Source organism: Halosimplex carlsbadense 2-9-1, assembly GCF_000337455.1.
In the GTDB taxonomy this organism is placed as follows: Archaea; Halobacteriota; Halobacteria; order Halobacteriales; family Haloarculaceae; genus Halosimplex; species Halosimplex carlsbadense.
In genome coordinates this window covers 41072-57420 of sequence record NZ_AOIU01000049.1, presented here as the reverse complement: position 1 = coordinate 57420, position 16349 = coordinate 41072, and the positions used below count along the sequence as shown (strand labels likewise).

The window sequence follows — 16349 nt, the reverse complement described above, 5'->3', positions numbered from 1 at the left end:
GCCAGCGTGAGTTCCGAGACTGACTTTTCGGTATACCGTTTGAAAATACAGCCTGGCGGGGCAATTGAGGCTGTGAATCCGTACGAATTCTGTAAGAGCGAAGGCATTGTTGGGATTGGATGGGGCTATAATCCGACGGTGTTGCTCGAAGATGGTGAAATTGATGAGGTAGATGAGATGCCGGACATTGAGTCTGCAGTCGACCGACACAACGAAATCGAACAAAGGTTTCGCGAACGGAAGAGCGACGACTACACCCCCTCTCGAGTTAAACTCAGTGGCAGCCTCAAGTCCTCCTTGCGATATATGATCGAAGACATCGAGAAAGGGGATTTTCTTTGGGTGAACGAGGAAAGCGAATTCGCTCTCTGTCGAGCATCCGGAGACTGGGAAACTGACCTCGGTCTGAGCACCGAGAAACAGGACGAGTTCGAGAGCAACGACGTTCGGAATTTCCGTAAGGCAGACTGGGAGATCGTTCCGTACCCGATGGTTCCCGGCTTCGTAAAGCGCCGGTTCGCTGGCCAGGGAAACACGCTGAGTCAGATGCACATCGAAGATAGTCAGAAACTGATCACAAAACAAATCTTCGCGGTGAGTGAATTTGACGATGCTACTGAGGGGCTTTCCGCGGCTGTGTCAGACAAATTGCGGGCTGATGTGACGCCTTCGCAGTTCCTTGGTATTCTCGATCCCGCTGAGATCGAGGACATCGTCCTTCTGAACCTCCAAGCAGGTAAGGGAGATTGGTCGATCATCAAGTCGACGACCAGCAGTTCTGAAGCAGACATTGAGTGCGAACTACGGCGGATTCATGATGATGAGGTTGAACGTGCGTTCGTACAGGTGAAAAGCGGAAACGCGTCCGTTTCTGAGGAAGAGTACGTAGAGAAGGCAGAGTACGGAGACGTATTCTTCTTCGCCGAGAAACCGATCGATGTCGGACAGTACGATAATATGTTCGAGATCAGCCCCGACGAAGTCTTCGAGTTCGCAAAAGAGCAGACGGGCCTTCTTCCAGACTCCGCGTTATTGAAACTCAACGCCTACCTCTGAATTTCCTGGATAAGGGATGTCTCGGAATTTATTAGCTTAGGACGCCACCGTGGTAGTATGGGCGCAAAGGGTCAGCTCCGTCGATTCGAGAACAAGGCACAGCTGCTCCGGCACATCGCTGAGGAGACTGGTACGGACATCGACACCCTGTGGAACGAGTACGAAACCCAGATCGAGTAGAACACGTTGACTCGCTGTCGCAGAGGAAGTCATAGAACAGTTCACAAGACGATTGATCGTCAGAATTGAGGAGTGAATCACCTGCTCAACCGGTGTGCGGTTTCATCGAAATTGTTCTTCAAACTCGATTGAATCGAACTTCTGTCTTCCGCGGCTGATTAAGAGCCCGTACTCATCGTCTCGGACAAAATCAACGACGGGTTCGTTATTCATATTGTACCGGATTCGGTCAGGAGCCCATCCCAAGATGGAGAAGTATTCGAGAATGGCATTGGGATAGATATCCGTTCCACGGGTCTCACCCGTAACCTCGATGCGATTCTCCCCGGATTTCGCCGTGGCCCGCACGTGTTCACCGATGTCCTGTTCCAGACCTGCAATAACCTCATCGGCGTCGGAATCAGAGGATACCATACTTCGGGGAAAGAGTATCTGGGCAATAGAATCTATCGGCTGTATTGAGTGAACAGGGATTATGAAAAACTAGGCGCGTGAACTGTTCTATGACACCCTTCTTGCTGGAGAACGTTAGCGAACGCTCGCCGCTAGAATTATAAGTCCCGCTCCTTTTAGAGTCTACTAACGGCAGGTGAGATTCATGAGTGAGAAAACAGCGGAACTGTGGGCGCGTGCGGAAGACTGTCATGAATCACCTGCAGATATAGAGGCAGCACTCGAGGAACTCAATCGAGATCTCGACTGGGATCGAGAGAACCTCATCGCAGAATCAGTCAGCCAGCGAGAATCGGTGCTGGCCGACGACTGAGTTCCTGAATGCTGATTTTGGACAGCAATGTTTGGATATACATAGCGACAGCAGCGGAACTCCCGGTAGAGATCTACTCCGATACGCTTGGCGAACGTCTCTACTTCACTGAAGAATTCTACGACAGTCGTCACCAGACCGTGGTTTCAGCGTACATGGTGGAAGAAATCCAGCAGGGACTGCATCGGTCAGAGCGAGTAGAGAGTGAGGAAATCGACGAGGCACTCACACTCCTGTTCAAGCTATTCGGTAGCTGTGACGATGTGATCACGAGCTTCGACGGAGACGAACTCGAGGACCTCCAGTTACGAGACGTTCGACAGAAACCCCACAATCAGCTACTGGGACACCTGCTGGACATCCAGGCGAAAGACGTGCCTATCTTTTCGCTGGCGTACGAGTACCGATACGAACGGCCGCATATCTTGACCGACGATGGGGGTTTCGGGGAACTATCGCCGGCAGCGTTCGGTCTACAGAACATCACCGTCGAAGAGCTCTCACTGACGTGGTGAGTGGGAGGCCAGTACCCGGCCGCCCTCGGCAACATTGAAGTTGGTGGTGGTCAGTTGAGAATACCATACAGGTCATCTTCGAATGGAAAGCGAGTCTCTCTCTCAGCGGAAGGCGCAACTGGACAAGGGCGAACGCGAGCATCTCGAAGACGTCGTCACCGAGATGCGAGATCGCGTCGAAGACAACGTTCGGTTCCAACTCACTCAGCAGGACCTCGACAGCAAGCCAGAAGACACCGGCACACTGGACGAGGACACGACGTCACTGGTCGAGGCTATCGAACTGGAAGCCGTGGACGGCCACTCCTGGGGCGATGGCTTCGAGAAGTACGTCACGAGCGTCGGCTATACGATCGTCAATCGACTGGCTGCACTCCGCTGTATGGAGGTTCGGAACTTCGTCGAGGAGGAAGTCACCGTCTTCAAGGAGAACGGCCTGACGCCCGCCGCGGAGACGCTCGTCCACGAGGAGTTCCTCCTAGAAGACGAAGCTATCCTCGAGGCGTACCATCGGGCATGTGACTCGCTCGCCGAGGAGATCGAGATCCTGTTCGATCGCTCGTCGGCATACAGCCTCGTCGATCCGGACGACGACACCTTCGAGGAACTCTGTGGAATGCTCGACGAGGTTCCCGACGAGGTCTGGCGGGCCGACGACGTGCTCGGATGGGTCTACGAATACTACAACGTCAAGCTGCTCGACGACCTGCGCCGCAAAGGCGATCGCGAAGGCCTCGATCCCGAGGACGTCCCCCCGGCGAACCAGTTCTATACGCCCCACTGGGTCGTCCGGATGCTCACCGACAACTCCCTCGGGAAGCTCTACCTCGAACACACCGGCGAGTTGCAGGACGTCGTCGAAGCGCAGGAAGGGATCTCCCCGGACGAGCGCAAGAACCGGCCGCTCTCCCCCGATAAGTCGCCCGACATCGCCGATTTCTGCACCTATCTCGTCCCCTCCGAAGAAGAGGGCGAGCCGACCGACTTCGAGCACCCGGAGGAGCTTCGCGTCATCGACCCTGCCTGTGGGAGCGGGCACTTCCTGCTGTACGCGTTCGACGTACTGGAGCGTATCTGGCGTGCCGAGACGAACCTCCCCGAGGAGGAGATCCCGCGAAAGATTCTCCGACACAATCTCTACGGCGTCGACCTGGACATGCGGGCCTGCCAGCTCGCGGCCTTCAATCTATATCTAAAGGGCAGGACCCGCGCAGAGGCGGAAGGTGCTGACGGATTCGACATGCCCGAGGTCGGTATCGTCTGTGCGGACGCGAAGGTGGCCGACGTCGACGGCGTCGAAGCAGTGTTCGACGAGGTGGCCGGCGACGATCCGAAGGTTGAGGATGCCCTCCGGCGGATCCTCGACGCCTTCGAGGAGGTTCACGGGCTCGGGAGCCTGCTCGACGTTCGCGGGACGCTCGGTGACCTATTCGAGGACGACAGCGATACCGAGGGCGTGCAGATCACGCTCGGCGACGACCCGACGGCAGACCACACGCTCGGACAGATCCTCCACAGTCTGCGTGAGGCTGTCGAAGAACACCGAGATTCGGACTCCTTCCTCGCACAGGACCTTCGGAGCTTCGTCCGGTTACTGGATATTCTGGCCCAGGACTACGATGTGGCGCTGATGAACCCGCCGTATGGGTCAGATAACCGGATGCCTGATACGGTTACAAAATATGTTGAAGACCACTATGATTACAGTACAGAATTCTACATCAATTTCTTCGAGGTCTGTGATAGAATAACTCGTAGAAACGGCCGTATCGGGATGCTTGTACCGCGTTCATTTATGTTCAAGCAGCGATACCAGGACTTCCGAACTGACTTCATTGGTGACAGAGGTAGCTTCGACTTCCTCTCGGAATATGGAATCGGTGTTCTCGACAATGCTACGGTCCGTACTGTCGGGACAGTCGTACGCACTGGAGCAAACCAAGCCGAGACGGGTTCATTCATCCGACTTCACGACGTTGAGACCTCAAACAAGGAGTCGAATTTCCTTAGAACTTTAGCGGAAAGGGACACTGATGTTAAGAGATATTTCGAGGTTGAACTGACCGAATTCGCGAAGGTTCCTGGAAATCCAATCTCATACTATACCCCAGAGGAGGTCAGATCGCTCCATGACCGAGAATTGAAAATAGATGCTGAACAAGCTGAGACAGAAGGAACCTCAGTGTGTAAGGCTCGTCAAGGTCTCACGACTGCGGATGATTTCAGGTTTATTCGAAACCACTGGGAAGCGGGCGACCTAGACATATTCAAACCAATTTCAAAAGGGGGAACAAATTCGTGGGTAGTTCCTCAGGTGACAGAGACTGTTGAGTGGGGAGAAAACGGAAAATCGATTAGACGATCACCAGGAGAATATCGGACTCGAAACGAGGAACTCTATGGGGAAGAGGGACTTACTTGGACATATATCAAAGAAACTGGTCGTAGGTTCGGTTACTTCCCGGCAGATGGTCTTTACAGCAATACAGGCTACATGCTCATCCCAGAGGAAAGTTTATCCCTGAACAAATTATTACCAGCCATCAACTCTAGTCTGTATCACAGTCTAATCCTGTCGATGACGACAGAGCGGCATTGGAACTCCGGGGAAGTCGGGAGTGTCCCTTGGTTAAAAGAGCTAAATAGTATCGAAGAATTGGAAAGCAGATCATTGGAACAGCAGAGGCTCACGATTCGATTGAGGATGAATGACCCAATCAGCCCCTATTATATCGGCCCTTCACTACTTCCAATTAGTCAAGAAGATAATGAGTTTTTCTACGATCATCCTCACGTGGAGGCTGCAAAGGCAAGACTGGACATCGAAGTTGAAGACCAGTCAGCTAATAAATCAATAGAAACAATAGCTCGTGAAACGCGCAAAAGTGAATTGAAGCAGAAACAGCGCCTAGAAGAGTCATCTAATGAAATTGATGAATTTATCTATGAAGCTGTTGGAGTCTCTGAAGAGACACAAAAAGAGATCCGTCAAGAGATCTTCCTCCGAACAGCCGAAGACCCCGAAGACCGTAAAATACCGGACCCTGATTCAGTCTCCAATATCCCAGAAAACATTGATCAGCAAGTAAGGGATCTCATCCACCACTTCGCAATGGAGTCTGTCCGGAAGGAGACCGACGGCATCATCCCTCTTCACGGCACTGAAGGACAGGCCAACATGCTTGACCGCATCATCGAGAAGTTCGAGGACACCTACGGTGAATATGCAGAAGATCGCCTGATCGAAGTCGACGAGATTCTCGGTACCAGATCCGCTGCCGAGGAGGCCTATCCTAACCTCCGGGCCTTCGTCGAGAACGATCTGTTTGACTACCACGTCGACAGGATGGAGAACACACCGATCCTCTGGAGACTGACCACAGAGCGCCTGATCGCCGACTCAAAGGGCGAAGGGTTCGCCTGCTATGTCGACTACCACAATCTCGATTCAGGGCTCTTGGACCGACTCGCCAATCAGTACCTCGAACCCCGGAAGGCCGAGCTACGTGAGCGCCGCAGTGCCGCAAATCGCCGCCGGAGCGATGAATCCCTCTCGACGAGTGAGCAGGCGGAAGCCGCCGAGCAATACGAGCGCTGTGCGAGCGGGCTTAACCAGATCAGCGTCTTCGAGGACGTGCTACAGGACCTGGGCAGCACCGACGAACGCGACTTCGAAGACGAGGATCGACAACTCGTCGAGGAACTCGCTCCGAAGGTCGCCACCTTCCGCGAGGAGACCCGAGAACGCGTGGATACGCTGGCGAAACTACGCGAGCGCAACAGCGAAGAGTGGTTCCAAGACACCTTCTCGGACAACTTCTGGAGCGCCGTCGACGAGTGGCGAGAGGAATGGATCGACGCCCTCGACGAACTCGAACGCGCTTGCGAGGAGTACGCCAAGCCCGCCGACGAGTCCGTCGAGGCACACCTGGCCGACCTGTTCGACTACTTCAACTGGCGACTCAAGGGGTCGGACCACTACTCCAGCACGGGCATCCTCTTCATGACTTACTACTTCGAGCGCGAAGGGGCTGACCTCCTCGACGATGACGGAGAGCCATTCGATACGCTGACCGACGACGAACGCCTGCTCGCCTCGCTCGCGACCGGACTCGACGACCCCTCGGTCGTCGACGAGGAGTTCCTCGAAGAGATTGCCGACGACGAGGGCGTCGAAGACGTCGACGATCTCCCACCGCTGGCAGAGTTCAAGGCCCTGGCAGAGGAGATCGACGACCGCTGCCAGACTATCGACAAGCAGATTCCCTCGGACTGGACTGACCGCGCACTCTCCGAGATAACGACAGAAGGCTACCAGCCGAACCACAAGCACGGCGTCGAAATCAATATCACACCGCTCGCACAGGCCGAGATCGTCCCGAAGACGGTGGAGGATGACGTTCTCTAACCATGCCAGCGACGAAGACACTCCCACAGTGCGCTCACGACGCTATCGAGAGCGCCATCGACGAAGCCGCAGACGAGGACCCTGTCGTCCTCTGGTGGGACGACGGTGGCTACCTACGCGACATCGTCCGAGACACCAGCAGTCAGCTCGGCTGTGAGTTCAGAGCCGCGGAACAGACGCCGCTGGAACTCCGCACAGAGGCACCACGGGACCGAACCGTCTGGTACGTCCCACAGGCCAGCAGCGACGACGTCGACTGGTTCAAAGACGTCGAGCACACCGGCGACGTGATCGAACAGCACATCGGGAAGCTCGCAGCCCGCTGCTTCGAGAACGACCGACTGCAGGCGGCGACGATTCGGACAGCCTACGAGGACGCCGACGACCGGGAGAACGTCGCCAAGACGCTCTACGAAGAACTCAATGACGAAGGCGGCCTTCCATCGCTCCAGGGCCTCCAGACGAAGATCGTCCTCGACGGGCACGACGACCCCGTCCAGTTCGTCCTCGAACACGGCGCCGAGAATTTACCCAGCGACGAGGACCTGATCGAGATTCGCGATCTCCTGGTCGACAACGGCGTGGACGCCGTCGACGGCGTAAGCGACGCCCAGACTATCGTCGAACGAACGCGCCGCTGGGCCGTCGCGGAGTGGCTCGTCGACGAGGGACTGGACAAATCCCTGCTCCCTCAGGAGTACCAGCCCGAGTCCAGCAGCGGGTTCGGCGTCTCCAGACCGGAACTCCGCTCCGTCCTGAGCAAGACCGAACGCAAGCAGGAACTGGCTCGCGTCTATCTCGACCCAAACCAGCGGTTCTGGCACGACGTCCTTCGCACCCACGACGACCCGTGGGAGCTCGTCGACTGTCCCGTCGACGCCTCGCTCGAACACCGCCTCTGGGACGAGTGGACGCAGTCGTTCCACGCCGGCGACTACGAGGAGTGTGCAACCCAGGCGGAACAACGCCACGAACGCCTCGACGCGACCTACGGCGACGTTCCGTGGACGCAGCTCTGGGACCAGGCCATTGACATCGCGACGCTCGCGAACGAACTCGAAACGTGGGAGGAAAGCGGCGATACCGGAGATGTCGTAGAGCTGTACGGCGACGTAGAGGATGGAACGTGGCAGATCGACAACGCCGTGTTCAACCTTATCGTCTCCGGCGAGCCGGAAACCGCCCTCCCTGAAGAGCATCCAGCAACCGCGAAACTCGAAGATCTCCGCTCGTCGCTGGTCGAATCCAGATACCTGGAGTACCTCACCGATCTGGGCGACCTCGTCGGGGACCAGATCGAAGCGGGCTCGCCGTTCGTCGGCGAGAACCACGCTCACCAGTTCTTCGCCGAAGAACAGGAACACCTCCAGAGCGGTCAGAGCGTCGCGCTGTTCATCGTCGACGCCCTGCGCTTCGACCTGGCCCACGAACTTGCCGAGTCCATTCGAAGTGAGCTCCCCCAGCTCGAAGTTGACGAGAGCAAGTGGGTGGGGACCCTCCCCTCTGACACCGAGTTCGGGAAGGCCGCGCTCACCCCCGGCAGCAAGTTCAGTTTCAACATCGAACTGCAAGACGGTGAGCTCGTTCCTGAACGAAACGGACGCGAGATCACGAATCACCGCCGACAGACGCTCCTCGAAAACGACGGCTGGAGCTACATCATGCAGGATGCCGAGGACGAGGTCGGCTGGAGTAACACGCGCGTCGCCTACTACTGGAACGACATCGACGAGACCGGCGAGAAGGAGCTCACGGACTTCGAGGAGCTGTTCAGCGACCGCATCGATGCCATCTCCCGGATCATCTGCGAGAAGCTCCGGAAAGGCGAGTGGGATCGTGCGTACATCCTCTCAGATCACGGCTTCGTCTCACTCCCACAGCACGTCGATATCGACGACCTGCATCCGCCGAGCAACGCCGAGAAGGTGACCCGCCGGTGGATCGCCGGCGCGGACCTAGACGACGACACGCCTGGTGTCTTGCTGGACGAAGACACGCACCTAGGGTACCTCGACGACGATACCAAAATCAGTATCCTCACCGACCCGATCCAGCGCTTCAGGAACCAGGGGCTCCCAGACGCCCGTTTCTATCACGGTGGCGTCCTCCCACAGGAGTTCGTCCTGAACTTCGTCACGATCACGCAAGAGTAACGATCCATGAATGACCTCGTACCTGGAGAGGCGATTCTACTCAACGATCAGCCCGCAGAGGTCATCAAGACGTATTCCGTCGGCGACCTCGATTATCTCAGGGCCTACGTCGAGAACGTCGGTGTGAAAACCGTCTGTATCGACGACGTGAACATCGAACCGAAACGTGAACAACTCGGCACACTCGACACCGCAACCGCCGGGCAACTCCATCCTGACCATGAGGCGGTTTCGGCCGAGTGGTTCGATTTACGGTCACAGGCGCTCCAGCTTCAGATCGCCCACGAACAGGGTCAGCTACTCAGTATCTCGAACTCGCTCGTTCGTCTCGAGCCCTACCAACTGGCCTGCGTCAACTGGGTCATGCAGAAGCTCCGCCAGAGAGCGCTCATCGCAGACGACGTCGGGCTGGGGAAGACCATCGAAGCGGGGCTGATCCTCAAAGAACTCACCGCACGCAATCGTGCAGATCGGGTGCTGTTCGTCGTCCCAGCACATCTCCAGAAGAAGTGGATTCGAGATATGGACCGATTCTTCGATATCTCACTGACGCCTGGGGACCGCCAGTGGGTCGAGGGCGAACGTCGTCGGCTCGGTGAGGAAGCTAACATCTGGAATCAGGACCACCAGCAGATGGTCGCGAGCATGGCGTTCCTGCGCCAGGAAGAGTTCCGGGACGAACTCGACAACGCGTTCTGGGACGTTGTCATCGTCGACGAAGCGCACAAGGCGGCCAAACGAGGCGAGTCCCCCAGCAAGACCTCGAAGATGGTGGAACGAGTCGCGGACAACTCCGACTCATTGCTCCTCCTCAGTGCGACACCACACGACGGCAAAGGAGATGCGTTCCGCTCTCTCATCGAATATATCGATCCGTTCCTCGTTGCGGAGGACCAGGACCTCTCCAAAGAGGCAGTCGACCGCGTGATGATGCGTCGCGGCAAGCAGACTATCTACGACGACGACGGGGAACGGCTTTTCCCGAATCGAGAAGTCGGGACGATCCCGGTCGAGCGGACGCACGAAGAAAAGCAGTTCTACCAAGCAGTCACAGAATACGTTAAGCACGTCTACAATCGCTCAGAGCAGCTCAACGAACCCGCAGTCGGGTTCGCAATGGCGTTGATGCAAAAGCGCCTCGTGAGTTCTATTGGAGCTATCCAAGCCACCCTGAGCCGCCGGCTAGCGAATCTGGTCGATCAACAATCCACTGCAACCTCACTTTCCGAAGAGGCGTCCGCATACCTCGAAGGTGAAGACCTCGAGGAGGCTGATAAACAAAAGGCCGAAGAAGAACTTGCAGGCCTCACCATCACCGAGAGCGACGCCCAGCTCGAAGAAGAGATCGAAACGCTACGTGACCTCGTCTCTCTCGCCGAAGGAATCTCGGTCGATTCGAAAGCCCAGAAAGTTCGTCGGTACATCCAGCAACTGCTCGAGGAGAACCCGAACGAGAAGGTGTTGCTGTTCACGGAGTACCGGGATACGCTCGATTACATCCTCGATCTCGTGAAGGACGAGCCGTGGGCAGATGAAATCCTCGTGATTCATGGCGACGTCGACAAAGAGGACCGAGCGAATATCGAAGACGAGTTCAATCACGGCCAGTCTCGTCTGCTTTTCGCAACGGACGCAGCGAGCGAAGGGATCGACCTGCAGCACAGCTGCCACATCATGGTCAACTACGAGCTGCCGTGGAATCCCAACCGACTCGAACAGCGGATCGGTCGCCTCCATCGCTACGGGCAGGAGAAGGAAGTGAAGGTGTGGAATTTCACGTTCGAAGACACTCGCGAAGGCGAGATCTTCGAGATGCTGCAGGAGAAAGTCGAGAACATCAGGGGGAAACTCGGGAACACCGCCGACGTCCTCGGGATGCTCGACGACGTCGACGTGGACTCGCTCATTATGGAATCTATCCGGAACGACGAACCGACGAGTGCGACGAAAGAGGAACTCGAGGAACTCATCGACGAACGACAACGGACGCTCGCAGAGTGGTACGAGTGCAGTCTCATCGACACCAGCACCTTCGACCAGGAGAGCCGAGAGAGGATCCAGGAAGTCATGGATCAGTCCGAAGACGTCTACGGTAGCGAGGCCGACATTCGAGAATTCTTCGAGCGCGGCATTTCTGCACTGGGCGGCGAGGTCGAAAAAGCTGGGACCAATCTATTCCGAGCCGATCTACCGGAGAATCTTCGTCGAACCACCGATGGCGACCTCTACGGGCCGTTCACATTCAACCGCGAGTTCGCGATGGATCACGATGACATCGACTACGTCTCTCCAGACGCGCGGCTGGTTCAAGAGTTGATGCAGCGTGTCCTCGACAGCGAACAGGGTTCTGTGGGTCTCAAAATGCTCCCGTTCGTCGATGATCCAGGGATTACCTACAATTACCGAGTCCGATTTGAGGACGGTACCGGCGAAGTGATCCGTGAAGAGATACTCCCGGTCTTCGTCGATGCAGCACACAACGATCCACAAGAGCGTCTTGGACAGCGAGTCGTTGACGGGGACAGTATCAAAGGCAGCCCTGATGGGGAGCCTGTCCAAGTGCTACTGGAAAACGAGAGTGAGATGCGTTCATCCGCTGATCGTTATATTAGCCAGCGTGTCGAATCTCGTCGAGACGAACTACAAAAATGGCGACGAGAGGAAACGCAGCAAGAACTCGATGACCTCGAAGCGTACGCAGAGTCTGAACGAGAACGAATCGAGACGTTCATCGCGGACTACGAGCGGAAAGCCGAATCAGGGACTGACATGGACATCGCGATTAGAAGACAGCGGGATCGGCTTTCGAAGCTCGAGGATAGAATCGAGAAACGCCGCCAGGAGCTTCAGCGAAAATCTCAGGTCATCTCACTTGCCCCAGAAATCGAGAACCTGTGCCTGACCCTCCCCATCTAATTCTTCCGTAGACCTTGAAATCCCCTTCATTGAGGCCCGCGCAGGCACTATACCAATCTCCCGATTCTGATGAACCACTATAATACGCGGGGTAGGGAGTTCTAGCGGCATATATGATCGAATGACTTTGCGATCCGCCAAAATAGAAAATAGGCACATCGAAGGTCCGCTAGTCAGAAACTATAAGCCGGGGGATTCCCATGGTAGGCGTATGACGAATTCACGAAACGAGGGGCAATCTAGCATGAACCACCCGGACCAGGGAACAATCCGCCTCTGAGATATGGCAAGCGACCCTGGGGTGCGTCTGCTTACCATCCGCTGCGATGCGTTAGCCGACGCGTCGACGAATGCCATCGCTGACCTCATCGACTACTTCGATGCAGATCTCATCTACATTATCGAGGAAAAGCTGGATATGCGGACCGCGAGTACCGTCGAGCGTACTGCCTCGTGCCCGGTAATATACACTCGACGTAGCGCGGTTTGCACCGAGACTATTGACGACATCACCGTCTCCATCGTCAGTTCCCTCGACTTTGTAGGTGGGGCCTCTTCTGCCAGCGGGCACGGAATCCCAGACGGCGCCGACTACGTCATCTGCGATGAGATCCAGACGAGTGCCGACTCAGTCACGATGGATGTCTCGCTCGATGGCCTCGAACACCTCGCTCGCTTTCAGCACCGAACTGACCGAGAGGCAACGTTCCTCACCGGGGCCATGGAGGCCAGTTATGACTTCGTCTGGAAAGCGGACGTCGACGACGAGAGCGTTCGCCTTCCAGTCCGCGGTCTTGCTCCGACCCGCCGACAAGGGGCACCAGAACTCGCCTGTGTCTCGCTTGATTCAGACGGCCGCATCGGCGTGTCCACGACACCCGCAGATAAATTCGGTCTCCGGGCTCTTTCGGGAGTGGGTAAGGGGACTGCTCCGAAGCTCGCTCAAAACGGGTACGAGACGCGTGACGACGTCGCAGCCGCGACGGAACGAGAGCTTCGGGAGATTCGAGGCATTGGTGAGTCGAAGGCTCAGAGCATCCGACAGAGCGCCCACGCGCTGTCCGAGGGCTCCGTCATCCGTCTCACGAACGAATCTGTCCCTGCAGCAGAGTACAGCCCACTATTCATTGATATCGAAACGGACAGCCTCAACCCGAGTATCATCTGGCTCATCGGCGTTTACGACCCAGAAGCAGACGAGTACGTGGACTTCATCGATAGGGAACCGTCGCAAGACAATCCGGGAAAAGCCACCCGAGAGTTCGTTACGTGGCTCGCCAGCGAATACGATCGCACGTCACTCATCGCGTGGAACGGCCACGACTTCGATTTCAAACACCTCAGACGGTTCATTCGGGGATACGCTCCAGAATATGCAGACTACTGGTCGGACTCCGTGTTCGAGTACGACCTGCTGGACTGGGCCGTGCGAAAGGACAACGCCGTCCTCCCGGGCCGGACAAACCGAGTTGAGGACGTCGCCGAAGCCCTCGGACATGGGCGTGACGCGGCTGCTGCCGCCTTTGACGGGAAATCCTTGGCAAAGACCATCCAGCGGCTCCTCAGATCTCCAGAGCGCGCTCGCGACGTAGACTGGGAGGCTGCCCGGGCATACTGTGAAGCGGATGTCCGTGAGTTGGCCGCAGTTTACGAAGCCATCGCCGAGGCGACTCCCGGCCAAATGCGTGCTGGCGTTCCTGGGGATGAAAACACCACGCAGACCGGACTCATGGACTTCTAACAATGCACGACGACCACGACACCGACTACGGCCAGACAGACCTTACGACCAACACGGAGGGCAATACGAGCAACGATGAAATCGACATCGAGACAGATATCCTCCAGCTGACCGGCGAGGAACTCGAGAGTACCTACCCAAATAACCGCTACTTTGGGCAGGCCCACGAGATATTCGAGATTCCCGCTCGGGAAGAGCAGACCGTTCCAGCAGAAGACGTTCTTCCTCCGGAGATCGCTCGGAGCCTGGAGTTTGATCCGTGGAGTCACCAAGCAGACGCCCTCGAAGTGCTCGAACGCGGTGAGAACGTCTGTGTAGCAACCAGTACGTCCTCCGGGAAGACGCTCGTATACGGCCTCCACATCGCGCGTCAATACCTCGAGGATCAGGAAACACGGTCGCTGATCGTCTATCCGACGAAGGCGCTCAGCCGTGACCAAGAACAGGAACTCAACGAGTTCTTTCGTGACACCCTTGGCCTGGATATCAGTGTCGGTGTCTACGACGGCGACACGAAGAGCGAAGAGAAGTCTCGCATCCGAGATGAGTGCAACGTCGTAATCACGAACTTCGTGGGGCTGAATCAATATCTGGAGAGTCACCACCTGTGGGCAGACTTCCACTCGAACTGCTCACTGGTCGCTATCGATGAAGCGCACATGTGGACTGGTCTCGGTGGGATGCACGTCGCCTGGATACTCCGACGTGCACAACGGATCATCGATTACTACGGCGGAGATCCACAGTACGTTCTCACAACAGCGACTATCGGCAATCCCTCGGAACATGCCCTCGCACTCACCGGAGAACCCGCGGCCGTCGTCGACGAAGACAGTTCGCCGAGAGGCATTCGTCATCTCGTCTTCTGGGATCCCCCCATGAGTGGTGACGACGGTCTTACCGACGAGATCGACTCTCCGGCACTGTCGAAACGTCCGGCAACGGTTGAGGCTCCGGAGGTGTGGGCTCACATGTGCCAGAAGAACGTTCAGTCGCTCTTGTTCTGTGACTCGCGAAAGCTCACCGAGTTATCCGTCAACCGCGCGAAGCGGTTCATCGGCGATCCAGAGAACCGGTATCAGGGGAGACCAGATCTCGCGGCCTACCACGCTGGACATGGCAAGCAATCGCGTCGGGGGACGGAGCACCAGCTCAAGGAAGGCCAGCTCGACGGCGTCTCGACGACGAGTGCCTTAGAAGTCGGGATCAACATCGGCGGCGTCGACGGGACCGTCCTCATGGGGTATCCAGGGTCGCGACAATCGTTCTGGCAGCGGATCGGTCGGTCAGGCAGGGGAACCCGGGATGCGCTCTCTGTATTCGTCCCAAGCCACTCCACGCTCGATCAGTACATCCTCCAGCACCCCGAGTACGTCCTCGAAGAGGACCACGAGAGCGCTGTCGTCGACCTCGACAACAATCCAGTGTACCTGCAGCAACTCGAGTGCGCTGCGCAGGAACTGCCGCTGACGCGCGATGACGCAGAGGATTTCGGAGGTGAGGAACGACTAGAGCGTGCCGTCGAGTACGGCCGACGGAACGGCGACCTCGAGGGGTCGCTCGATAGCGGTGTGATGTACGCCCATCGCGACCGCCCACAGGACGAGATTAGCTTGTATTCCTCCGGTGGAAACGCCTTTGACGTCCGGCTTGCTGGGGACGGCTCGATAGATCATCAGGCGATAGGCCGTGACCGGGCCTATAGAGACTACCACGAGGGTGCAACTGTTCTACACCAGGGTGAGCAGTACCAGGTCGTCGAACTCCGAGAAGACATCCCTCAGCCGTATATCTCGCTCGAAAAAGCGAATGTGAACTACTACACCCAGTCCCAAGGCCAAGTCAACATTTACGACACCGTCGTCGAAGATTCTCGTGAGGTCGGGCCGTTCACACTCAACTGGGGGTATGGAACGGTATCGGTCCACTACAGCACGTACCTCAAACGAGAGATCGGGAGTGGGGACGTGCTCGAACTGGGTAATGAAACTGATGTCCCGCCGTTAGAGATGCGAACCCAGCTGTGTTGGGCTGAGACCCCTAACGACATCGAACAAGCGATGCTCAACAAGCACTCGGAGTATCACAACCCGGAGTGCATCAACCTCCCACCGCGGCTTCACGGATATCTCGGTGGGATTCACGCCGTCGAGCACGCCATGATTGCCGTTTCGCCGCTCGAGCTAAAGGTCGATGGGGGTGACATTGGAGGTCTTGCAACGAATCGTCTCCCAGAGAATCCTGAAAAGAGCGGATGGTTCATCTACGACGGTATCGAGGGGGGTCTCGGGTTCTCGCGGTCGATTTACGAACACTTCGAAGACGTTGCCCAACGCGCCCACGACCTCATCGTCGACTGCTCCTGCGGTCGCGATGAAGGGTGCCCCGCCTGTACGATGGACGACCGGTGTGGGAACGATAATCGTCCGTTGTATTCTCCTGCAGCCGCAGACGTACTTGAACATCTCCTCGGTGATCAGGACGAGGAGGATCTCGCTGAGAATCTGCCGGACACAGAGAGTGAAGTGACGCCCATCGATGAACAGCGGCCCCCAGCCTCAATCTCATGATCAGCATCCCTCTGTGGCCCAAAATACGCCGATGCCGGCTTGCC

Annotated in this window: 10 protein-coding genes; 9 read left to right on the top strand and 1 reads right to left on the bottom strand. The window is 56.8% G+C overall.

The window, feature by feature from the left end; all coding sequences use genetic code 11:
* Positions 1-6 precede the first annotated feature (6 nt).
* On the top strand, positions 7-1056 hold the full coding sequence (locus C475_RS21830) for a hypothetical protein (RefSeq protein WP_082223406.1): 1050 nt from the start codon (positions 7-9) through the stop codon (positions 1054-1056).
* 57 nt (positions 1057-1113) lie between these two features.
* Positions 1114-1236 (top strand): hypothetical protein, encoded by a 123-nt coding sequence (locus C475_RS25215; RefSeq protein WP_268869924.1) that lies wholly within the window; start codon positions 1114-1116, stop codon positions 1234-1236.
* Positions 1237-1338: 102 nt separating this feature from the next.
* Here the strand turns inward: C475_RS25215 and C475_RS21825 are convergent, their stop codons facing one another.
* The gene (locus tag C475_RS21825; protein ID WP_006886096.1) at positions 1339-1650 is read right to left on the bottom strand and encodes a hypothetical protein; all 312 of its coding nucleotides are present in this window, start codon (positions 1648-1650) and stop codon (positions 1339-1341) included.
* A 184-nt stretch (positions 1651-1834) separates the two neighbouring features.
* Between C475_RS21825 and C475_RS24130 the strand changes: the two genes are divergently transcribed.
* The 7 genes from C475_RS24130 (at position 1835) to C475_RS21795 (ending at position 16305) form a co-directional block, all read left to right on the top strand.
* A complete protein-coding gene (locus C475_RS24130) occupies positions 1835-2002 on the top strand; it encodes a hypothetical protein (protein ID WP_161625241.1) in 168 nt (55 codons plus the stop codon).
* Between the two features lie 8 nt (positions 2003-2010).
* Positions 2011-2517, top strand: coding sequence for a hypothetical protein (locus C475_RS21820; protein WP_006886095.1), 507 nt, complete (start codon positions 2011-2013; stop codon positions 2515-2517).
* Positions 2518-2599: 82 nt separating this feature from the next.
* On the top strand, positions 2600-6925 hold the full coding sequence (gene pglX, locus C475_RS21815) for a BREX-5 system adenine-specific DNA-methyltransferase PglX (protein ID WP_049931195.1): 4326 nt from the start codon (positions 2600-2602) through the stop codon (positions 6923-6925).
* Positions 6926-6927: 2 nt separating this feature from the next.
* Positions 6928-9078 (top strand): BREX-5 system phosphatase PglZ, encoded by a 2151-nt coding sequence (gene pglZ, locus C475_RS21810; protein WP_006886090.1) that lies wholly within the window; start codon positions 6928-6930, stop codon positions 9076-9078.
* Between the two features lie 6 nt (positions 9079-9084).
* Positions 9085-11994: a helicase-related protein gene (locus C475_RS21805; protein WP_006886089.1), complete on the top strand. Its 2910-nt coding sequence runs from the start codon at positions 9085-9087 to the stop codon at positions 11992-11994.
* Between the two features lie 283 nt (positions 11995-12277).
* Positions 12278-13735, top strand: a complete 1458-nt coding sequence (locus tag C475_RS21800; RefSeq protein WP_006886088.1) for a ribonuclease H-like domain-containing protein — start codon at positions 12278-12280, stop codon at positions 13733-13735.
* 2 nt (positions 13736-13737) lie between these two features.
* Complete coding sequence (locus tag C475_RS21795; protein ID WP_006886087.1) at positions 13738-16305, top strand: DEAD/DEAH box helicase; 2568 nt, start codon at positions 13738-13740, stop codon at positions 16303-16305.
* Positions 16306-16349: the final 44 nt, after the last annotated feature.